Source organism: Mycobacterium sp. IS-1742 (assembly GCF_001500125.1).
Classification (GTDB): Bacteria; Actinomycetota; Actinomycetes; order Mycobacteriales; family Mycobacteriaceae; genus Mycobacterium.
Genome location: NZ_LQIV01000016.1, coordinates 13,671 through 35,114 on the forward strand (window position 1 = coordinate 13,671; position 21,444 = coordinate 35,114).

Sequence of the window (21,444 nt, forward strand, 5' to 3'; positions counted from 1 at the left end):
AGCGCCATGTCCAACTACGGACCGCCGGATGACCGCGGGTACTACTCCGACCCTTCCGGGGGGTACGGCGGCCAGCGGCCGCCCGGCCCGCCCCCGGAGGAGCCGGTCCCGTGGTATCGCACGCCCGCGGCGATGTTCGCCGCGGGGATGCTCGTCACGCTGTTGCTGGCGTTGATCGTCTGGGCCGTCTTCGGTTCGGATTCCGACGAGGTGGACAGCACCGAGACGACCACGCTCACTCCGATCACCCCGACGGCGACGACCGCCCCGGCGACGACCACTCAGGCACCGGAGACCGAGACCGAGACGGTGACGATCACGGAGACCAGCACGCCGCCGCCGACCACCACGGCCGAGCCGAGCACGTCGACCAGTGTGGTCACCAGCACCACCACGAGCACGACGACCAGCACGACGACGGTCACGGTGACGGCTCCGCCGCCCGCGCCGTAGGGGTCTTACGAGGCGTCGGTGGTCGACAGCGGGTGACGTTCGACGGAGCGCCCGAGGACGACCTTCGCCGTGATGACGCCCAACTTGACCATCCCCAGGTACGTCGACGGGTTGAACATCGTCGGCCACACCGTGCGTGTTCTGTGCTCTTCGACGGGCCGGTCGGTGAATCGATCGCGCAGCCACCTCAGCGTCATGGGCGCCGACAGGGGATGCAAAAGCAGATGACCGCAGAACCGGTCGCGGTGATAGGTGACCGCTGCACCGACCCGTTCATACTCGGCCACGAGTGCGTCGACGTCGTCGACGCTGATGATCCCGTCGTGCACCGCCTGTATGACCAGCACGGGAGGCTTGGGCTTGGATTTGCCGAGCTTGGTCTCGTCGAAGATGTGGCGCACTTCGGGCAGCTCCCACAGCTCGTCGGCCGTCATGTCGACGTACGAACCGATGTCGACGTTGCGAAACCGCCAGACAGCCTGGGCCGTCGTCATCGTCTGCAACTGCTCGAGTAGCGCCTTGCCCTCGTCGGTCGCATGCTCGTCGACGACATTCTGTGCGCCGGGAAAGACCTGCGTCAGTGCGGAGATCATCAACGCGGCGAGACCGGCGAAGAAGCTGTTGTTGAGCCGGCGTGCCACACTCCCGGGGTCCCCTACCGGCGAACCCAGCACGGCACCCACGAGGTTGATCTCCGGGGCATACCGCTCACACAGTTCGGCCGCCCAGGCCGACGCCAAGCCGCCACCGGAGTATCCCCACAGACCCACCGGTGCAGACGGCGACAGATCTACTCGCTCGCTCCGCATCGCGGCGCGCAGACCGTCCAGAATCCGGTAGCCGGGCTCGACGGGAGCGCCCCACATGCCGTGGCAGCCCTCGTGATCCGGTACGCACACCGCCCAACCTTCGGCCAGCGCGGCGACCACCAAGAGGTACTCGGCTTGAACGAATGCACCGATCGGTCGTGCGCCGCGCCGCATGGCGAACGAGGGGAAACAGCGTGACGCCACGGCGTCTATCGCGCACTGGTAGGAGAGCACCGGAGTGTCGGATTCGCGCTGCGCCGGCACCAGCACGGTCGTCACGGCGACTTCCGGTTCCTCGTGCAGATTCGTGGTGCGGTACAGCAACTGGGTGGCACTGACGGGTTGTGGGATGAGACCGAGAAATCCGATCTCCACGTCGCGCGACCGCAACACCGTGCCCGGTTCCGCGTCCTCGTAGCCCTGCGGGGCCCGGTAGAAAGGGTCGTCATCGGGGGAGATCGGGTTCTCGCCGCGTCGCAGCCCGTCGTGCGGGACACTTGCGACGCTCGCCGCCGCGAAATACTCATCCATCGGTGTGGCGCCTCCTTGGCGTTCTGCTGCCTTAACCATTACCCGCGGTACCGGGAATCAACCCTCGGTTTGGTGATCCGCACGGCGGTCCGATCGCGACGACGAGTGTCGTCATGTGAAGTCAGATCGCAGGCTACAAGTGCCCGCGCTCGGTCGAACCCCTTGGCGGACAGACGTGGCTGCACGCCATGACGGCCGCCTCGAGGTGTGGACCACCGCAACGAGGCCGGAGTGCGGTTGCCACCGCGCGATCCCTGTTCCCCCGTAATAATTGTTCGAGCAACCTGTTTCGCGCGACGGGCAAACACGTGCGGCAGGTGTCCTCATCGCCCCACACAGCGCGCGAGTGGAGCCCGTCCGCCGAAGTGCAGGCAATGGGGCTGGACCGCGAAATCCAGGCGATCTACGGATTCGTCAAATCTCGAATGTCCGCCTCGTAGAATTCGGTACGCCGCGGTCCGGGAGAGATCGAGGGAGGCCTCTGATGATCCGGGTCTTGACTTTTTGTCGTGCATTCGTCGTGGCGGCACGCCGTGGATCAGCAATATCGCCGTCCCTTCTCGGTGGGCATAAGCGCTCTCATCCCCTTTGCCGGTGAGTACAGGAATCGAGGAAATCATGACCACGAACGAACACCCCCCGTTGTTCCGGCATCTCTGGAAGTCCACCCTTGCGTCCGGCGTGCTGGCGGTGATCGTCGGCGTCTTGCTGCTGGTGTGGCCGGGCATCTCGATCCTCGTCGCAGCCGTCCTGTTCGGCGCCTACTTGCTGATATCGGGCTTCACGCAGGTCTTTTCGGCCTTCAGCCGGCACGCTGCGGACGGTAGCAGGGTGCTGCTGTTCGTCAGCGGCGCGGCATCGCTGATTCTCGCGGTGTTGGCATTCCGGCACTTCGGCGACGCCATCCTGCTGCTTGCGATCTGGATCGGCGTGGGCTTCGTCTTGCACGGCGTCGCGACCACCGTGTCGGGCATCAGTGATCGCGGCGGGTCCGGGCGTGTCTGGCAGATCGTATCGGGGGTGATCGCCGTCATCGCCGGCATCGTGGTGATGGCGTGGCCGTTCACCTCGCTGGCCAATCTCGCCTTGATCGCCGGTATCTGGTTGATCATCACAGGCGTGGCAGAGGTGGTCGCCTCGTTCGGCATCCGACGGGCTTCCAAGAACGTGGCCGAGTTCCGCGAGGCACGAAGCGACGCGCGGGCCTCGTCGGCGGGTCCGATGTTCAACCCGGGATTGAGCGGCACCGCCTGATCAACTTCGGAGCCACGGGACTCCGGCTCAGCTTCACCGCCGAGGTGCTGTCCTCGGCCGCACATTCCACACGGTTCGGGAACCCGCACGGCGGGTAAGCGGCGTCAACCGACAAAGAAACGGACGCCGATCCACGTGCCACCTGAACCGCCCGGCCCACCGACGACTCGACCGTCGCGGATCGTGGTGACCGGTGCGTCGGGCAACGTGGGAACCGGGGTCCTGCGCGCGCTCGCCAGGCAGTTGCCCGATGCCGAGGTCGTGGGGGTGTGCCGGCGACCTCCCACCCACGGTCAGCCCTACGAGCGTGTGCGGTGGCACGCCGTCGATCTGTCCGCGCCGAGCGCCGCCGCCGACCTGGAACTCGCCCTGCGCGGCGCAGACGTCGTCGTCCACCTCGCGTTGGCCGTGCACCCGGTGCGCGACGAGGACTACCTGTACCGGGCCAATGTCAGGGGCACGCAGGCACTGCTGGACGCCATGACGGCCGCCGGGGTGGGGCAGCTGGTGTACGCCTCCAGTCTCGGCATCTACGCGCCCGGCTCAGGACCGCCGGTCACGGAGGACTGGCCCACGACCGGCCAGGCCACGTCGGTCTACAGCAGGCACAAGGTGATGGTGGAGCGGATCCTGGACCGGTTCGAGCTCGACCACCCCGAGGCCACGGTCTCCCGGTTCCGTCCGACCGTCGTGGTGCAGCGCGAAGCCGCATGGCTGATCAAATCGCTGTACCTCGGTCCGCTGGTGCCGACATCGGTCCTCGGGCTGCTGCGACGTCGTGAGCTGCCCGTCCTTCCCGTTCCCGGGCGGCTGGAACTGCAGTTCGTCCACGCCGACGACGTCGGCGATGCGGTGGTCCGGCTGATCACGCAGCAGGTTCGCGGATCGTTCAACATCGCGGCCGATGTGCTCGACACCGCTGCGCTCGCCGCCCTCGTCGGCGCGCGTCCGGTCACCGTTCCCCCACAGGCGGTGCGGACCCTCATCGCCGCGTTGAGTGCCGTACGCGTCGTGGCCCTGACACCCGGGTGGTACGACGTGGCGTTCAAGACCCCGCTGATGGACACGTCGAAGGCCCGCCGAACGCTGGGCTGGACACCGGCGTGGTCCTCGACGGACAGCGCGCGGGAGCTGATTGAAGGTCTGGCGGACGGGGCCGTGGGCACCAGCGAGGCCATGGGGTGGGAGCTGCGGCCCCGCAGGGACGTCCGCGGCGCGATCGATCGTGCGCACGATGTGACCCTCGGCGTGTGGGGTGCGCTGGCTGTGCTGCGCGCGGTCGGCGGGCGCCGAGCCCGCGCCGTGGATGCGGCGGTGGTGGCGTCGAACCTGGCCAGCGGGACACCGATGGCACTGGACCGGGTCTTCGAGCGGCGCACCGATCCGGTCGCGCTGCTCGCACCGGTTGCCGTTGTCGCCGCGCTGGGCGCGACGGTGCGCGGTGGGTGGCCGGCCGTCGCCGCCACCGGCGTCCTGCAGGTGCTCCGCGTGTCCGAACGCAGGCGACGCGCGACGAAACTCGTGAGCGACGCCGAGTTTTCGGCCGCGTCCCCGGGGTAAAGCCCCCCCGATGGATGAATCCACCGCAGCGTCCGACGTGGTCGTGGTGACGGGCGCCTCCAGCGGGATCGGCGAGGAGACCGCCCTGCGCTATGCGGGGCGTGGCGCACGACTGGTGCTGGCCGCACGCAACGAGGAGGCGTTGCAGCGGGTCGCGGACGAGTGCCGCGCGGCGGGCGCCGAGGCGGTGCTGGCCCGGGCCACCGACATCGGCGTCTGCGGGGAGGTCGAGGCGCTGTTCGACACCGCCGCCGACCGCTTCGGCCGGATCGACATCGTGGTGCAGTCGGCCGCGATCACCGCCTTCGGCCGGTTCGAGGACGTGCCCGCCGGCGTCTTCGAGAGCATCGTGCGGACGAACCTCATCGGATCGGCGAATGTGGCGCGGTGCGCTCTGAATCGCTTCCACGAGACCGGGCGCGGGCATCTGGTGCTGATCGGATCACTGCTCGGGACCACGGCCGCGCCATTCCAATCCGCGTACGTGGCAAGCAAATTCGCACTCAACGGGTTGGTGCGGACCCTGCGTCAGGAGAATCGCCACCTATCCGGGATCAAGATCCACGGCGTCTACCCGGGCCCGGTCGACACCCCGGTCTACAACACCGCGAGCAACTACTTCGGCCGCACGCCCCGGGTGCCACCCACCGCGGTCAAGCCGTCGACCGTGGTATCGGCGATCGTCCGCGCCACCGATCGCGGGCGGTCGAGCGAACGTCAGGTGGGTCTGTTCAACCGGCCCGTCATCGCGATGTACCGCCTGGTGCCGCCGGTGTACGACGTGCTGATGGGAGCGTTCCTGCGCACCTTCGGCTTCACGTCCGAAGCGACGGAAGCGCACCACGGCAACGCGTTCGCCCCGAGGGGCTGAAGGTTGCAGGTCATCACGCTCAGTTGCTGGTGCTTCCGGAATCGTTCTTGCCGTTCGACTTGCCGGCGGTGCCGGAACCGCTTTTCCCGTTCGACTCGCCGGCGCGGCGTGGACGGTCGTTCGCCACCCCGCTGCTCGGGCGCGGTCGGTCGGGAGCTTCAGCTACGGAGTTCGTGGTGGACACCGACCTCTTCACCGTGGCGGCAGGCGATGGTTCGACGACCGGATCGCGGGCGATGTTCTGCTCAGGCGCCGGCGGGATCGGCGACGAAGGCACCGGGTTCACGACGTCCGGTACCGGTAGGTCGGCCGGCGCCGATGGTCCGGTCCCCGCGGGTGTCGACAGGTCGGGAGCTGACGGCGCCACCATGGTCTGGACCGGGGCCGGCGGCGGCGTCTGGTCCGGCAGGGTCACCGACGGGGCGCCGATGCCGTAGGCGTCCTGCCCGGCCACACCGGCAGGCGGTGTGCCCGGTTCGCGCATGTGGAGGACGTCCTGGACTCCGTATGTCAGTCCGGCAGGGATTGCATGCAGGAGACTGGTGCCGAAGGTGAGCGGGTCCGGGAAGTAGTGGAAGTCGGCCGGCGTGGGCGCACCGGGATTGACGGTGCGGTCGTACCCGGCCTCTACCAGCACGCGCAGGATGGGATCCAGAATGTCGACCGCGATGGGGCCGACCACCGGTATCCAGGTCAGCGGCGTCAGAAGCGGCAGAGGGTACGTCGGGATCAGGTAGTACGCGGTGTCGCCGTACGTGCCCTGGAACACCGCTTGGCTCATGTCGACGGAACCGTAGTCGGGGTGCACGAAGATCTGACCCGCGAATGCGTTGGCGACAGCGAGGATGTTCAGAGGATTGGTCGGGAAATCGGCGAACAGGTCGTACTGACGTGCGATGTCGTACGTCGTGATCTCGCCCGGGGCCGCGCCCGCCGTGGTCGTCGGGGTGGGGCCGGTGAACGAGACGTCGAGGATCGGCAAGTAGGCCCCGTCGAAGCGCGACATCAATCCACCGTTGGGGCGACTGCCGTTGCCGAGGAGCACGAAGGTGACGTCGGGCGCACCTGCTGGATTGCTCGTCCAGTACTCGTTGAACTCGCGCTTGTAGATCGTCGCGACCTGGGCGCCCTGGGAGTAGCCGAAGAAGACGCTTCCGTCCTCGACCTCGCCAGGTACCGGCAGTGCTTCCACGCCCTGTCTCACCGCGTCGTCGTACTTGGGGTCGGCGAAGTAACCGTCGGAGAACGGCCAGAAGCCGGCCGGGTAGTCGACCACGACGATGGCGTCGGGCGGATTGGCGACGGTCCCGTTGACATACGGCATCGCCAGTTCCTCGGGCGTGGGGTTCCCGTGGCAGAACGGCAGGCAGAAGGGAACCCCGTAGTCGGTTCCCCGGATGATGTAGGTCGACGCTGCGAGCGTGAAGACCAGGCCGATCGTCGAGACGAGCGCCAACAGGACGGTGCCGAGGGCGACGAGTAGAGCGACGCCGGCGCGAAGAAGAACTCGCATGTGAAATCAATCCCCAGAGCAGTACCCGAGTGAGTGCCCGCCTCCCGCGAGCAACCACACCACTGCGCAGCACAATACCCAAACGTCGATCAATATCACTAGAGCTGATTCACAGCAAATCGACAACCGGGAGGATGTGCTGGTCAGGCGCCCCGCTCGATTGACTCCGTGATCTCAACGGTGCCGAGTGTCACGGCGCCGGTCACCGGATCTACCGCGGTGCCCGCTGAGTGGAACACCGGTGACTCTCAACGCGACACGTCGATCGAATAGCCGCGTGACTGCAACCCGCGAATCGACCGAGGCTCCTCGCCTGCGCATCTCCATGGGTCTTCCGACCCTGTTTCCTCACGGGCGGGAGACCGAGCTCGCGTGGTACCGCAAGATCGACGAAGGGCCGTGGGCGGCCTGGTCACCTATGAGCGGCTCGTCTATCCGGACAGCTGGTCGGTGGTCCCGCAACTCGCCGCCGCGGCTGCGCTGACCGAGCGCGTGCGGCTGTGGACCGACGTGGTCGCGCTCCCGATGCGCAACCCCGTCCTGTTCGCCAAGGACCTGGCGACCATCGACGTCCTGTCCGGTGGGCGCCTGACGCTCGGTGTCGGGATCGGCGCGTGGGACGAGGACTACCTGGCGGTCGGCAGCCCGCTGGAACGGAAACGTCAACGCATGGACGAGGCGGTCGGGGTGATGCGCGGCGTGTGGGCCCAGGAGCCGCCCGTCGAGGGACACCTCCCGGTCGGGCCCGCACCGGTGCAGCCCGGAGGCGTCCCGCTCGTCGCCGGCGTGGTCGGTCCGAAGGCCCTCGCCCGGGCCGCGAAGTGGGCGGCCGGGGTGAGCGATCCGGCGCATTCTCTGCACTTCGACCCGCAGGGGTTGGCCGCGCAGCGGGAGCGGGTCATCCAGGCGTGGCGGGCGGCGGGTCGGGCGGAGCGGCCGCACTTCTCGGCGCCGGTCTGGTTCGCGCTCGGACCCGACCCGCAGACCCAACTTCGGGAGCATGTGAAGGACTTCTGGGACCAGGAGGTCGACGCTCTGGGAACCGAGTCCTACGTGACGGCTCCGGACGCAGGGACGCTGAACTGCGGAGCATCCGGCCTCCTCGCCGCGGTGAACGGCGCGCGCGAGGCCGGTCTCGACGAGCTGCGGCTCATTCCGTCGACCGCCGATCCCGACGAGATCGATCGGGCACGTGAGGTGCTCGGCATCTGACCCGGCTGGCAGTTACGGTTTTACGTTCGAGACAATTTTCGCCAGCAGAGGTGACCGCCTCACCGTGAGTTTGGGTTGTTGACCAGCGACGCGGCGGAAAGCAGCACCTGAGCAGTGTCGAAAGTTACTTGCGAACGCAAATGGTGGTGGGCTTGTCACCACCGTTGGGTTTGCTGTAACCGCAACGCTGCTATGTTTCGTTGGCAAGTGACGTCCCGGGGCCAAGCGCTCCCTTCAATTTCATACGACTGCGCGCGGCGGTGGTCGCGACGCGAGGAAGCGAGCGCCATGACCATCAGCGGCATTCCGAGCGTCCTGGCGGCGGTGGCCCCGGCCCGTCCGCACACGACGGTGCTCGCCCAGCACATCGGCCGCGTCGGCGCGCTGGCGGTGGCGCTGGGAATCGGCGTGGCCGTGGTCGCGTCGCCGGGCGTGGCCTTCGCACAACCCGGTACGGAGAACTCGTCGTCGGTGGGCGACAACGACACCGCTGAGGCGTCGCCGGATGACCGGGACGGCAACGACATTCAGTCGGCTGAGGGTGCGGACCCGGATGTGGATCCGGACGAGAACGACGAGGACGAAAACGACGAGGACGACGAGGAACCGGTGGCCCTTCCGGGCGACGACGGCGAGCCGGTGGACCCCGCGGACGATGACGACGACGCCGAACTGGAACCGCCCGGCGATGACGACGACGGCACCGTGGTAGACGACGGAACGACCACGCCCCCTCCGCCGGTGGTCGTCCCGGATCCTCCCGTCACAGTGACGCCCCCGCCTTCGGACCACCCGCCGATCGGCGATTCCCCAGACGATCCGATCGATCGCGGCGGCGCGGTCACCAAGAGGGCCGATGACGTTCCCTCGCCCAGCGACACAACAACTCTCATCGTGTCGAACGACGAGCCCCCCGTCTCGGCAGAGGTCGCCGACACCCTGACGTTGTCGACCGACGCCGATCCCGCGGCATTCCGCACCACCGCGAATGACCTCGGCGAGCAACCGCCGACCGCGGCGCCCGTGTCACCGACCCACAACCTGATCGCGCTTCCGGTCCGCATCGCCCACACAGTCGTGGGAGCGTTGCTCGCGCCGTTCCTGGCCCCCGCCGGGCCTGCGCCCGCCAACCCCCCGTTGTTGTGGGCGGTACTCGGTTGGGTGCACCGCGAACTGGAGCGAACGTTCTTCAACCGCTCTCCGGTGCTCGGGCAACCGGGCGCCACGCAGCAGGACGGCGTCGTCGTCACCGGAACCATCACCGCCACCGACGCCGATGGCGACAAGATCGCCTACTCCGTCGCGCCGACGACAGCACAGGGCGGAACGGTCGTCATCGACCAGCAGGGCCGCTTCACATACGTTGCGCCACAGACCTGGAACGGTGTCAGCCCGCTCACCGACACCTTCACCGTCAAGGCCACCGACCGCGGTTTCCACGTCCACGGACTGCGGGGTCTGTTCTTCGGTGGTGGGCACACGTCGACCCGCGACGTCACGGTCACCCTCGCCCCCCGGGCAACGGGCGTCACCGACACCTGGACGATCACCGCGCCGGACGCGACCAGTCGCACCGCGGTCGGACCCGACGGGACCATCGCGATCGCCAGCCGCACCGGCACCGGCACGGTGAACGATCCGTACCGGGTGACCGTCAAGGTACTGCGGCCGGGTCAGGACGTTCCGGTCGAATCCAGCGCCGCCGGTGACTTCACCTTTCAACCCTCAATCGCCGTGCTGACGGATGGGACGGTCGCCTACTCCACCGTCGTGCGCTCTGCCGACGGCGGGGTCCCGAGCACCACCACGACCGTGATGCGGCCGGGCGAAGACGCGGTAGCCCTCACCGCGCCGGGTGAACCGCTCGGCGGCGTGTACTCCGCGGGCGGCACGGGCTATCAGATGACGCGCATCGCGACCGCGGGCGCACCCACCCACGTCCGGGTGACCGTGGTGAGCGCCGATCAGCCGCTGCAGACCTACGTTCACACCGGCGACCTCACCACCCAGCCGCAGATCGCCGTCGACGGCACCGTCCACTACACGCTCGTCGAGCCCGGCGTGGCGGGCGCGCCGTCGAGTACCCATCTGGTGCTGATGCGTCCGAGCGGCATCGTCACCCGCGACGGGGTGGGTCTGGGAGGTACGGCCATCGGCGACGACGGGACCGTCGCCTTCGTCGAGTGGACCGGCACGGGCACCGACGAGGACCCGTTCGTCACCTTCCTGAACGTCCTGCGCCCGGGGGAGCAGGCGTCCCGGACGCCGGTCGCAGGGGCGCCCGGATCCGCGGTCGTCGGTCCGAACGGGACCGTCGCCTATGTCGCGACCACCGGTGCAGGCACCGCGCTCGATCCTGCGACCACCACGGTGACGGTGTTGCGGCCCGGACAGGATGCCATCGAATCGCATTCGACGGGAACGCTCTTCGCTGTCGACGCGGCGGCCGACGGCACGGTGGTTTACAGCACGGTCGTGCTCGACGACGGCTCGGGCGGCATCTTCGGCCCGGGCTCGAGTACCACCACCGTGCTGCGACCCGGGCAACCGGAGATCTCGCACACCGCGCCGACGACCAACCGCATCTACCCGCTGGTGAACGCAACGGGGACCGTCCTGGTGACCGATGTGCTCGGCACCGGTGCACCCCACGACCCGGTGTCCACCACGCTGACCATCTACCGCCCTGGTGAAACGCCCGTCGTGGTCGTAATTCCCGGTCCGCCCGTGGGCAAGGGCCTCGGCGCCGACGGCACCGTGACCTACGCGGCGTCCACCGATTCGGGATCGACGTTCACGGTGCTCCGTCCCGGCCAATCCGCGGAAACCTTCACCGCCCCGGGTGGTCCGTGGGCCAACCCATTGATCACCGCTGACGGCACCGTCGTCCACACGTCGCGGGAGAGTTCCACGATGGCGTACTTCACGATCATGCGCGCCGGTGAACCCGCCGTCACCGTCGACACGCCCGGTCTGGTCGCCAACGGGCCGGTGATCGGACCCGACGGCACGCTCTACCAGGTGACCGACGATCGGGTGCTGGGGCGCACGAACCTGACGATCGTGACCACTTCCGGGGAGGTGAGCAGATTCGACTTCGCGGGCAGCAACCCACGTCTGGCGATCGACCCGGCCGGCGGCAAGGTCGTTCTCGTGACGTCGACCCGTACCGGCGGGATCGAGACACTCACCGGCCACGAGATCACGGTCGTGACGGGCGGCGCTTCGTCGGTGTAGCGGCTCAGGCGTGGAGCCGATGACGGGAATCGAACCCGCGTATTCAGCTTGGGAAGCTGATGTTCTGCCATTGAACTACATCGGCCTGGCCAGCTGACGCTGGTGATCACGGAGATTATCACCCGGAGCCGATACTCTCGTCGGGTGCTGCTCTCCGATCGTGACATCCGGGCCGAGATCGACGCAGGACGGCTGGCTCTCGATCCGTTCGACGACAGCCTGGTGCAGCCCTCCAGCATCGACGTCCGCCTCGACACGCTGTTCCGGGTCTTCAACAACACCCGCTACACCCACATCGACCCGGCCAAGCAGCAGGACGAGCTGACCAGCCTCGTCGAACCGTCGCCCGGCGAGCCGTTCGTCCTGCACCCCGGCGAGTTCGTCCTCGGCTCGACCCTCGAAACGTGCACCCTGCCCGACGACCTGGCCGGCCGCCTGGAGGGCAAGTCGTCCCTCGGGCGGCTCGGCCTGCTCACCCACTCGACGGCCGGCTTCATCGACCCCGGCTTCAGCGGCCACATCACCCTCGAACTCTCGAACGTCGCCAACCTGCCGATCACGCTGTGGCCCGGCATGAAGATCGGCCAGCTCTGCCTGCTGCGCCTCACCAGTCCCGCCGAGCACCCCTACGGCAGCGCCAAGGTCGGCTCGAAATACCAGGGCCAACGCGGGCCGACGCCCTCGCGGTCGTACCAGAACTTCATCAAGCTGAGTTGACCCTGCGCTCAGGGCGCGAACGTGCGAGAAATCGACGCCGTGAGCGCAGAGTCAACGGCGAAAATCCTTGAACCGACAGGCGCCTGTCGCCGTTGTTCCGAGTAGGGTTTTCCGTACGCGATCAGCTAACGCCGTTGCGTGTAACGACTCGGCAGGTCGCGCCGATGAAGGTTCTAGTTGAGGGCTCGTTCGGTTCGGGCGCGCCACGGCCATATTGACGCTATAGCAAACTTTTGGAGGGCTTGGTGGACATCGTACTTGGTGTCTCGATGACACCGACGACGGTCCGCATGGTGCTGGTCGAAGGCGTGAAGGCTGACGGAGTGACCGTCGACCACGATGTCTTCGACATCAACGCGGTGGAAGGCTCAGCAACCTCGAGCGCGGCCGATCAGGTCGTCGCCGCGGTGCTCGGCACGCAGGAAAGCGCCGCCGCGGGCGGCCACCACCTCAGGTCGGTGGGCGTGGCGTGGAGTGACCACGCCTCGGCGGCCGCCCTGCGCGACACGCTCACAGCACGCGGCATCGAAGACGTCATGCTCGTTTCCGAGGGCCACGCCGCCGCCTCGCTGGCGCAGGCGGTCGGCCGCGCCGTCGGGTACGCCACCACGGCCCTGTTCTTCATCGACCGTGACACCGCGACCCTGTCGGTCGTGCAGACCGACGACGGCTCCGTCACCAAGGTGCTCAGCCGCAGCCTGCACAGCACCGACGCGATGGCCGTCCTGACCGAGATGGCCGCCGCCGTCGACGCGCAGGACTCGCCCCCGCAGGGCATGTTCGTCGTCGGCTCCGGTGTCGACGTCGGCGAGGTCAAGGCGCACCTCGGGCGCCTGCTGTCCCTGCCCATCAGCGCCCCGGACGAACCAGAACTCGCGCTCGCCCGCGGTGCGGCGCTGGCATCCGCCCACGCGCCGGACTTCGAGGCCTCGACCGTCGGGCTGGCCTACTCGCAGGATCCCGAGGACGGGACCACCGCGGGCAGCGCGTACGCCGCGTTCGGCGCCGCCGCCACGCAGATGGCGCCGGTCAGCAGCGCCGCCGCCGCCCCGCCGATGGTGTTCGCCGAGCCCGACGCCGTCCCCACCCCGGCCGACGACGAGAACCGCAAGCCGTTCCTGCTCGTCGGCAGCGCGCTGTCGTCGATCTTCGTGGTCGGCGTCGTCGCCCTGGTCATCTCGCTGGCCGTGAACATCCGCCCCACCGCCGACCAGCGGCCCAGCCCCGCCGAGGCCGCCATCGTGCCGAGCGCCGAGGCGCCTCGCCCGGCGCCCGCGCCGGAGGCCCGGCCGGTGGTCGCCCCGCCCGCCCCGCCGGCCGAGACCATCAAGGCCCCGGTTCCCGTCGTGCGCGAGGCCCCGGCCCCGGTCCCGGCGGCGCCGCGCACGGTGTACGTCGAGAAGGTTCCCGTGCCTGCGGCACCCGCCCCGGCGCCCGCGCCTGTCCCGGCAGCGCCCCCGGCGCCCGTGCCCGCCGCACCGCCCGTGCCGGTTCCCGCGGCGCCGGTGCCCGCCCCCGTCCCGGTCCTGCCTGCGCCCGCGTACCGGCCGCCAGTGGTGCTCCCACCGCCGGTCATCCGGCTCCCGCGTCCTGCGCTCCCGCCGATCTTCCGCGACGACGACGAGCCCGAACGCCCGTCGTGGCCCAATCCGTGGCAGCCGAAGCCGCAGAAGCCGCCGCAGCAGGACGACGACTACTGGCCTCAGCGTCCGACCATCCCGACTGTGCCGCAGGCGCCGAGGCCTGTTGTGCCGCAGGTGCCGCAGGTGCCGCAGACGCCCTACGTGCCCTCGGTGCCCCAGGCGCCGTCGAACCCGTACTACCCGCCGTCGAGTGGTTCGGGGTCCGGGCCGAGCCGTGGTGACTACGGGTCCGGATCCGGCGGCTCGTACGACGACGGCGGATCGTCGTCCGGCGGCGAGGATTCGCTGTGGCCGTTCCCGTCCTTCGGCGGCGGTGACTAGCGGACGGTAGCGTCTCCGGCCATGTCGCCGGTGTATGCGCTGAACCTGTTCGACGTCGCGGACCGTGACGAATACCTGGCCTACGCGCGGCGCTCACCCGCCGCGGTGGCCGCCCACGGCGGCCGCGTCGTCGCGCTCGGCAAGTTCCGTGAGTCGGTGACCGGTGACATCGCACCCCGCCAGGTGCTGATCCTGGTCGAGTGGGAGTCGAAGGACGCCTTCGACAGCTACCGCAACGACCCCGACCTGGCCGATCTGCACCCGCACCGCGAGGACGGTTCGTCGGCCTACGTCTGGCATCTGTTCGACCGCTTGGACGATCTGCGGCCCGTCCTTAAGCTCGAGTGATGGTGGACGACTCCTCGCGCGTGACGGTTCGGCAGCGGGTGCGGTGGCTGGCGCTGCATGGTTTCGTCCGCGGGATGTCCCGGATCGGAATGCGCCGCGGCGACCCGCAGGCACGGCTGATCGCCGACCCGACCGTCCGCGCCGACCCGGCCGCATTCGCCGACGAACACCGGGCGAAGGGACCCGTGATCCGCGGGCGCGTCGGCCTGATCACCTTCGACCACGCCGTCGCACACGAACTGCTGCGCTCGGACGACTTCCGGGTGTCGTCGCTCGGCGGCGAACTGCCCACACCGCTGCGCCGGGTGATCGACCGCACCGACACCGGTCTGCTGCACCCCATCGAACCGCCGTCGCTGCTGTCCATCGAGCCGCCCGACCACACCCGCTGCCGCAAGCTGGTGTCGTCGGTCTTCACCACCCGCGCCGTGGCCGCCCTGCGCGACGGGGTCGAGGCCACCGCGCAGCAGCTGCTCGACGACCTCGAACGCGACGCCGCCGGCGCCGGGCCCGTCGACATCGTCGCGCGGTACTGCTCACTGTTGCCGGTGTCGGTGATCAGCGACGTGCTCGGGGTGCCCGACGCCGACCGCGCCGAGATCCTGGGCTACGGCGAACTCGGCGCGCCCAGCCTCGACATCGGACTGAGCTGGCGGCAGTACCTGCAGGTGCACAGCGGCATCGTCGGGTTCAACGCCTGGCTGGTCAACCACCTCGAGAACCTACGCCGCAACCCCGGCGACGACCTACTGAGCCAGCTCATCTCCGCCACCGAGGACGGGGCGGGTCTGAGCGAACGGGAACTGCAGGCGACGGCCGGGCTGGTGCTCGCCGCCGGGTTCGAGACCACCGTCAACCTGCTCGGCAACGGCATCAAGATGCTGCTCGACCACCCGGAGCAACTGGCCACACTGCGTGAGCGCCCGGACCTGTGGCCGACCGCCGTCGAGGAGATCCTGCGGCTGGACTCCCCGGTGCAGATGAGTGCACGGGTGGCCAAGAAGGACGTCGAGGTCGCGGGTGTGCCGGTGCGCAGCGGCGAGCTGATCATCATCCACCTCGCCGGAGCCAACCGCGACCCCAAGGTCTTCGACGATCCGCACCGCTTCGAAATCGAACGCGACAACGCGGGCAAGCACCTGTCGTTCTCCGGGGGCAGGCACTTCTGCCTGGGCGCCGCCCTGGCGCGCGCCGAGGGGGAGGTGGGGCTGCGGGCGTTCTTCGACCGGTTCCCCGACGCCGAACTCGCGGGGGCGGGCCACCGCCGCGACACCCGGGTGCTGCGCGGGTGGTCGACTCTGCCGATCGCGCTCGGAACCGCGCGCGCCGCGCTAGGTTCGTGACGTGGACTTCCGGGCGGCGCTGCTCGAGCAGACCAACGGTTTCGGCGAACTGATCGCGACGGGCGATCCGGCGACGCCGGTGCCCACGTGCGGGGAGTGGACGCTCAAACAGCTGTTCCGCCACGTCGGCCGCGGAAACCGTTGGGCCGCCCAGATCGTCGCCGAACGGCGCCACGAACCCCTCGACCCGCGCGAGGTGCGCGACGGCCGGCCCCCCGAGGATCAGGCGGGCGCCCTGGAGTGGCTGCGCGACGGTGCCCGGCTGCTCGTCCACGCGGTCGACGGCGTCGGATCGGGCACCAAGGTCTGGACCTTCCTCGGCCCGCGTCCGGCCGGCTGGTGGGTGCGCCGTCGGGTGCACGAGGTCGCCGTCCACCGCGCGGACGCGGCCCTGGCGCTCGGCCAACCGTTCGACGTGCCGCCCGAGCTGGCCGCCGACGCGCTCAGCGAATGGATCGAGTTGGCGGCGGTGCAGGCCGGCCGCCACGGTCTGCCCATCGAGCGGGGCCTGACGCTCCACCTGCACGCCACCGACGACGTCCTCGGCGGAGTCGGGGAGTGGATGATCACCAGCACCGAAGAGGGCATCGACTGGACCCACGAACACGGCAAGGGGGACGTCGTGGTCCGGGGGCCCGTCACCGACCTCCTGCTGGCGGTGACACGGCGTCGCACGTTGGCCGACAGCGGCCTCGAGGCGTTCGGGAGAACCGATGTCTGGGACCGGTGGTTGGAGAAGACGCCGTTCTGAAGTGGCGTACCTTCACGGACATGACCACATCGGAGATGGCGACCGTGCTCGCGTGGCACGACGCGCTCAACGACCGCGACGTCGACACGCTGCTCGAACTGTCCAGCGACGACATCGAGATCGGCGACGCCCACGGGGCGGCCCAAGGCCATGCGGCACTTCGGGATTGGGCACAGGCAGTCGACGTGAACGCCGAACCCGGCCGGATCTACATCCGTGACGGCGTGGTCGTCGTCGAACAGCAGATCACCTCGGTGACCGGGGAGACCGGAACCGCGGCGGCCGCGTTCCGGGTCGTCCACGACAAGGTGACGTCGGTGTTCCGGCACGGTGACCTGGCGTCCGCACTTGCGGCGACCGAACTCGACGAAGACGACCTGACCGGCTGATGCGGGGGATCATCCTGGCGGGCGGGTCCGGGACCCGGCTGTACCCCATCACGCTCGGGGCGAGCAAGCAACTGCTGCCCGTGTACGACAAACCGCTCGTCTATTACCCGCTGTCCACGTTGATCATGGCGGGCATCCGCGACATCCAGGTCATCACCACCGCCGACGACGCCCCCGCGTTCCACCGATTGCTCGGCGACGGTTCGCAATTCGGCGTCAATCTCAGCTACGCCGTCCAGGATCAGCCGGACGGTCTCGCGCAGGCTTTCGTGATCGGCGCGGACCACATCGGCACCGACTCCGTCGCACTGGTGTTGGGGGACAACATCTTCTACGGCCCCGGCCTCGGCACCGGCCTGCACCGCTTCCACGACGTCAGCGGTGGCGCGATCTTCGCGTACTGGGTCGCCAACCCGTCGGCGTACGGGGTGGTGGAGTTCGGCGAGGACGGCACCGCGCTGTCGCTCGAGGAGAAGCCGGCCACCCCGAAATCGCACTACGCGGTTCCCGGGCTGTACTTCTACGACAACGACGTCATCGAGATCGCGCGGTCGCTCGAGAAGTCCGCGCGCGGTGAATACGAGATCACCGAGATCAATCAGCGCTACCTCGATCAGGGCCGACTGAGCGTGGAGGTCCTCGCGCGCGGCACCGCCTGGCTCGACACCGGCACGTTCGACTCGCTGCTCGACGCCAGCGACTACGTCCGCACCATCGAACGCCGTCAGGGCCTGAAGATCTCGGTGCCCGAGGAGGTGGCCTGGCGCGTGGGGTTCATCGACGACGAGCAGTTGGCCGCCCGCGGGCATCAGTTGCTGAAATCCGGGTACGGCGCGTACCTGCTGGAGTTGCTCGACCGCTGATCAGGGCAGCCCGGCGAGCACCTTGTCGAGGGTGACCGGCAGATCCCGCACCCGCACGCCGGTGGCGTTGTGGACGGCGTTGACCACCGCCGCGGCCGATCCGACGATGCCGATCTCGCCGGCGCCGCGCGAGCCCATCGGGTTGGCGTGTTCGTCGGGTTCGTCGAGCCAGATCGCGTCGATGTCGGCCACGTCGGCGTGCGCGCTGATGTGGTACGTCGCGAAATCCTGTGTGACGACGTGACCGAACCGCGGGTCGCGCACGCTCTCCTCGTGCAGCGCCATCGACAGACCCATCGTCATCCCGCCGATGAGTTGCGAACGCAGCGTGCGGGCGTTGATCGCCCGGCCGATGGAGAAGACGCCCAGCATCCGCGGCACCCGGATCTCGCCGGTGTCCCGGTTGACCCGCGCCTCGACGAAGTGTGCACCGAAGGACTGCATGGTGAACCGCTCGGATTCCGGGTTCTCGGGCGCCTCGGCCACCGTGGACGCCCCGATCGCCGGTGGGTCGCCGTGGTCTCGGCGGAACTGCCGCGCGGTCGCCACGATCGCCCGGCCCCACGAGTTGATGCCCGACGATCCGCCCGCCACCGAGGCGTCCGGTAACGCGCTGTCGCCGATCTGCAGTTCGACAGCGGCGACGTCGCAGCCCAGCGCGTCGGCGGCGATCTGCGTCAGCGTCGTCCACGTGCCGGTGCCGATGTCGGCGGCGCCGATCTGCACCAGGTAGCGGCCTTCGTCCGAGTAGGTGATCCTGGCGGTGTTGCCCGGCATCTGCATGGCCGGATAGGTCGCGGACGCGACACCCAACCCGACGTACCAGTCACCCGAGATCCGTTGCGCCGGAACCGGATCGCGCGATGACCAGTCGAACCGCTCGGCACCCAGGCGCAGACATTCGACGAGGTGGCGTCCCGACCACGGGTTGCCTGTCTCCGGGTCGACGTCGGGGTCGTTGCGCACCCGTAGCTCGATGGGGTCGACGCCACAGGCCACGGCCAGCTCGTCCATCGCGACCTCGGCGGCGTACGTGCCCGGGCATTCACCCGGGGCGCGGAACCAGAACGGCACCGGCACGTCGAGGGCCGCGAGCCGGTGCCCCGTGCGCCGGTTGGGCGTCGCGTACATCTTGCGTGACGTGACCGCCGTCTGTTCGGCGTATTCCTTGACCGCAGAAGTCTGTTCGACGACCTCGTGGACCAGCGCGGTGAGTTCACCGGTGCGCGTCGCGCCGAGACGGATGCGCTGGATGGTCGGGGTCCGGTACCCGACCAGCGAGAACATCTGCTGCCGGGTCAGCGCCAGCTTCACCGGCCGCCCGCCGCTGCGCTGCGCGGCCAACAACGCCAGGACGTCGTGGGCGTGGGGCGCCCCCTTGGAGCCGAAGCCGCCGCCCACATGCGGGGCGATGATGCGCAACTGGTCGGGTTCGAGGCCGAAGATCGGGGCCAGCGCCTTGCGCGCCGCGTGCACCCCCTGCGTGGAGTCGTACATCGTCACCGAGGTCCGACCGTCCTCGGTGGTCCACACCGCGATGCAGGCGTGCGGTTCCATCGGGTTGTTGTGCTCGAGCGGTGTGGAATAGGTCTGGTCGACGGTGATCTCGGCCGATGCCAGCGCCGCGTCGACGTCACCGTCGTCGGTGTCCGACGGATATCCCGCGTTGACCTCCTCGGGCGTGTACAGGCCGGGGTGGTCGACGGTCAGTTCCACGTCGTGCGGTTCCTCGGTGTACGTCACACGCACGAGACCCGCTGCGTGCCGGGCGATCTCGGCGGTCTCCGCGACGACACCGCCGATGATCTGACCGCGGAAGTGGACCCGGTCGTCCTGCAGGATCGACAGTTCGCCGTCGGACGTGTCGGCGAGCTCCGGGGCGTCGAACACCGTCAGCACGTCGAGTACGCCCTCGACCTGCCGGGCGGCGTCGACGTCGACGGCCGTGACCTGTCCCCGCGCGACGGTCGACTGGACCGGATGGAGGTAGGCCGGGTCAGCGACGCGCTGTTCGAATGCGTACGGGGCGGCACCGGTGACCTTGGCGCGGCCGTCCAGCCGCGCCAGCGGCGCACCGATCGCCCGCGGGTCGAGCAGCGTCATCGGCGTCCCCGATCGGTCAGTGCGCGCAGTTCGGCGATCAGGGTGCGGCGGGTCAGCGTCACCTTGAATTCGTTGCCCGGCTGCGGGTCCGCGGCCGAGAGTTCCGCGTCGGCGGCGGCCGCGAACGTCTCCTCGGTGGCGGGCGCACCGACCAGAATCTCCTGGGCGCGGTGAGCGCGCCAGGGTTTGTGCGCGACGCCGCCCAAAGCGATTCGCGCCGAGACGATGTCGTTCCCGTCGAGGCTCAGTTCCGCAGCGACAGAGACCAGCGCGAACGCGAACGAGGCCCGGTCGCGCACCTTGCGGTAGTCCGACACCGCACCGGGAGGGGGTGTGGGCAGTTCCACCGCGGTGATGAGTTCGCCGTGGCGCAGCACGGTGTCGCGGTGCGGTTCGTCGCCGGGCAGGCGGTAGAACTCGTCGACGGGGATGCGGCGCTCACCGTCGGAGCCTTCGATGACCACCACGCCGTCCAGCGCGCTCATCGCGACCGCCATGTCCGACGGATGCACGGCGATGCACTGTGGCGATGCGCCGAGGATCGCGTGATAGCGCACATAGCCGCCGATCGCCGAGCAGCCGCTGCCCGGTTGGCGCTTGTTGCACGGTGTGGTGACGTCCTGGAAGTACACACAACGCGTGCGCTGCAACAGGTTTCCCGCAGTGGTGGCCGCGTTGCGCAACTGACCCGACGCCGCCGAGAGCAGCGCCCGCGACAAGCCGGGATAGCGCGACCGGATCACCGGGTGCGCGGCGAGGTCGCTGTTGCGGACGGTCGCGCCGATGCGCACCCCGCCGTCGTCGGTGGCCGTCACGTCGTCGAGCGCGAGCCGACTCACGTCGACGAGCAGATCGGGGGTGGCGACCCCGAGTTTCATGTGGTCGACGAGGTTGGTGCCGCCGGCGAGGTAGGCGGCGTCCGGGTGGGCGGTCAGCGTCGCCACCGCGTCGGCCGGGCTCTCGGCGAGGTGGTAGTCGAAGGCCCTCATTGAACGGAAGCCCGCTCGATGGCGGCGACGATGTTCGGGTACGCCGCGCAGCGGCACAGGTTGCCGCTCATCCGCTCCCGGATCTCGTCGGCGGTCAGTTCCGGTGGTGCCTCGAGATCGTCGGAGACGACGCTCGGCGCGCCGGCCTTGACCTCGTCGAGCATCCCTACCGCAGAACAGATCTGACCCGGTGTGCAGTACCCGCACTGGAAACCGTCCGTGTCGTGGAAGGCCTGCGCGACGGGATGCAGGTCCGCACCGTCACCGAGGCCGGCGGCGGTGGTGATGCTCGCGCCGTCGGCGGCGACGGCAAAGGTCAGGCAGGTGGTCACCCGGCGGCCGTCGCGCAGCACGGTGCACGATCCGCACTGGCCGTGGTCACACCCCTTCTTGGGGGCAGTCACCCCGAGGTGTTCACGCAGCGCGTCGAGCAGGGTCACGCGGTTGTCGAGGTGCAGTGTGCGCTGCTGCCCGTCGACCTCGAGGGTCACTTCACGATGACCGGTGGGCTGGGCCATGGCGCGGGGGTACCCCTGG

At 69.2% G+C, this 21,444-nt stretch carries 19 protein-coding genes and 1 tRNA gene; 12 read left to right on the forward strand and 8 right to left on the reverse strand.

The features are described from left to right. Positions 1 to 41 precede the first annotated feature (41 nt). From AU196_RS11875 to AU196_RS11880, 3 genes are read right to left on the reverse strand one after another with little or no spacing between them, the layout of a single operon-like run. Positions 42 to 281 carry a hypothetical protein gene (locus AU196_RS11875; RefSeq protein WP_059095280.1) on the reverse strand — a complete coding sequence of 80 codons (240 nt, stop codon included), beginning with the start codon at positions 279 to 281 and terminating at the stop codon, positions 42 to 44. Next, positions 282 to 425, reverse strand: a complete 144-nt coding sequence (locus AU196_RS25530; protein ID WP_157546266.1) for a hypothetical protein — start codon at positions 423 to 425, stop codon at positions 282 to 284. 33 nt (positions 426 to 458) lie between these two features. Further along, the gene (locus AU196_RS11880) at positions 459 to 1,793 is read right to left on the reverse strand and encodes a lipase family protein (RefSeq protein WP_059095281.1); all 1,335 of its coding nucleotides are present in this window, start codon (positions 1,791 to 1,793) and stop codon (positions 459 to 461) included. 618 nt (positions 1,794 to 2,411) lie between these two features. Here AU196_RS11880 and AU196_RS11885 point away from each other — a divergent pair. From AU196_RS11885 to AU196_RS11895, 3 genes are all read left to right on the forward strand, one after another. Then, entirely contained in the window at positions 2,412 to 3,047 is a 636-nt protein-coding gene (locus AU196_RS11885) for an HdeD family acid-resistance protein (RefSeq protein WP_082695690.1), read from the forward strand. Between the two features lie 183 nt (positions 3,048 to 3,230). Next, on the forward strand, positions 3,231 to 4,607 hold the full coding sequence (locus AU196_RS11890; protein WP_231737535.1) for an NAD-dependent epimerase/dehydratase family protein: 1,377 nt from the start codon (positions 3,231 to 3,233) through the stop codon (positions 4,605 to 4,607). A gap of 10 nt (positions 4,608 to 4,617) precedes the next feature. Next, positions 4,618 to 5,478 carry an SDR family NAD(P)-dependent oxidoreductase gene (locus AU196_RS11895; RefSeq protein ID WP_059095283.1) on the forward strand — a complete coding sequence of 287 codons (861 nt, stop codon included), beginning with the start codon at positions 4,618 to 4,620 and terminating at the stop codon, positions 5,476 to 5,478. 19 nt (positions 5,479 to 5,497) lie between these two features. On the opposite strand, the gene AU196_RS11900 is transcribed toward AU196_RS11895, so the two are convergent. Continuing rightward, positions 5,498 to 6,991, reverse strand: a complete 1,494-nt coding sequence (locus tag AU196_RS11900) for a PE-PPE domain-containing protein (protein ID WP_082695691.1) — start codon at positions 6,989 to 6,991, stop codon at positions 5,498 to 5,500. Positions 6,992 to 7,390: 399 nt separating this feature from the next. Between AU196_RS11900 and AU196_RS11910 the strand changes: the two genes are divergently transcribed. Continuing rightward, entirely contained in the window at positions 7,391 to 8,203 is an 813-nt protein-coding gene (locus tag AU196_RS11910) for an LLM class flavin-dependent oxidoreductase (RefSeq protein WP_059095284.1), read from the forward strand. Between the two features lie 288 nt (positions 8,204 to 8,491). Then, positions 8,492 to 11,440 carry a VCBS domain-containing protein gene (locus AU196_RS26085; RefSeq protein WP_059095285.1) on the forward strand — a complete coding sequence of 983 codons (2,949 nt, stop codon included), beginning with the start codon at positions 8,492 to 8,494 and terminating at the stop codon, positions 11,438 to 11,440. 11 nt (positions 11,441 to 11,451) lie between these two features. On the opposite strand, the gene AU196_RS11920 is transcribed toward AU196_RS26085, so the two are convergent. Further along, a tRNA-Gly gene (locus AU196_RS11920) sits at positions 11,452 to 11,525 on the reverse strand. Positions 11,526 to 11,584: 59 nt separating this feature from the next. On the opposite strand from AU196_RS11920, the gene dcd reads away from it, so the two are divergent. From dcd to rfbA, 7 genes are all read left to right on the forward strand, one after another. Continuing rightward, positions 11,585 to 12,157 (forward strand): dCTP deaminase, encoded by a 573-nt coding sequence (gene dcd / locus AU196_RS11925; RefSeq protein WP_059095286.1) that lies wholly within the window; start codon positions 11,585 to 11,587, stop codon positions 12,155 to 12,157. Positions 12,158 to 12,402: 245 nt separating this feature from the next. Then, the gene (locus tag AU196_RS11930; protein WP_059095287.1) at positions 12,403 to 14,121 is read left to right on the forward strand and encodes a DUF7159 family protein; all 1,719 of its coding nucleotides are present in this window, start codon (positions 12,403 to 12,405) and stop codon (positions 14,119 to 14,121) included. Positions 14,122 to 14,142: 21 nt separating this feature from the next. Then, positions 14,143 to 14,469, forward strand: coding sequence for a DUF1330 domain-containing protein (locus AU196_RS11935; protein WP_059095288.1), 327 nt, complete (start codon positions 14,143 to 14,145; stop codon positions 14,467 to 14,469). Next, positions 14,469 to 15,812 carry a cytochrome P450 gene (locus tag AU196_RS11940; protein ID WP_059095343.1) on the forward strand — a complete coding sequence of 448 codons (1,344 nt, stop codon included), beginning with the start codon at positions 14,469 to 14,471 and terminating at the stop codon, positions 15,810 to 15,812. The genes AU196_RS11935 and AU196_RS11940 overlap by 1 nt, the downstream gene beginning before the upstream one ends. A gap of 1 nt (position 15,813) precedes the next feature. Further along, positions 15,814 to 16,563: a maleylpyruvate isomerase family mycothiol-dependent enzyme gene (locus AU196_RS11945; protein ID WP_059095289.1), complete on the forward strand. Its 750-nt coding sequence runs from the start codon at positions 15,814 to 15,816 to the stop codon at positions 16,561 to 16,563. Between the two features lie 20 nt (positions 16,564 to 16,583). Then, positions 16,584 to 16,952 (forward strand): nuclear transport factor 2 family protein, encoded by a 369-nt coding sequence (locus AU196_RS11950; RefSeq protein WP_059095290.1) that lies wholly within the window; start codon positions 16,584 to 16,586, stop codon positions 16,950 to 16,952. Beyond that, a complete protein-coding gene (rfbA, locus tag AU196_RS11955) occupies positions 16,952 to 17,815 on the forward strand; it encodes a glucose-1-phosphate thymidylyltransferase RfbA (protein WP_059095291.1) in 864 nt (287 codons plus the stop codon). Before AU196_RS11950 ends, rfbA begins: the two co-directional genes overlap by 1 nt. On the opposite strand, the gene AU196_RS11960 is transcribed toward rfbA, so the two are convergent. The 3 genes from AU196_RS11960 to AU196_RS11970 are packed head-to-tail and all read right to left on the reverse strand — an operon-like array spanning position 17,816 to position 21,425. After that, positions 17,816 to 19,918 carry a xanthine dehydrogenase family protein molybdopterin-binding subunit gene (locus AU196_RS11960; protein ID WP_059095292.1) on the reverse strand — a complete coding sequence of 701 codons (2,103 nt, stop codon included), beginning with the start codon at positions 19,916 to 19,918 and terminating at the stop codon, positions 17,816 to 17,818. Further along, entirely contained in the window at positions 19,915 to 20,907 is a 993-nt protein-coding gene (locus AU196_RS11965; RefSeq protein ID WP_059095293.1) for an FAD binding domain-containing protein, read from the reverse strand. The genes AU196_RS11960 and AU196_RS11965 overlap by 4 nt, the downstream gene beginning before the upstream one ends. Continuing rightward, positions 20,904 to 21,425 carry a 2Fe-2S iron-sulfur cluster-binding protein gene (locus tag AU196_RS11970; protein WP_059095294.1) on the reverse strand — a complete coding sequence of 174 codons (522 nt, stop codon included), beginning with the start codon at positions 21,423 to 21,425 and terminating at the stop codon, positions 20,904 to 20,906. The genes AU196_RS11965 and AU196_RS11970 overlap by 4 nt, the downstream gene beginning before the upstream one ends. Positions 21,426 to 21,444 lie beyond the last annotated feature (19 nt).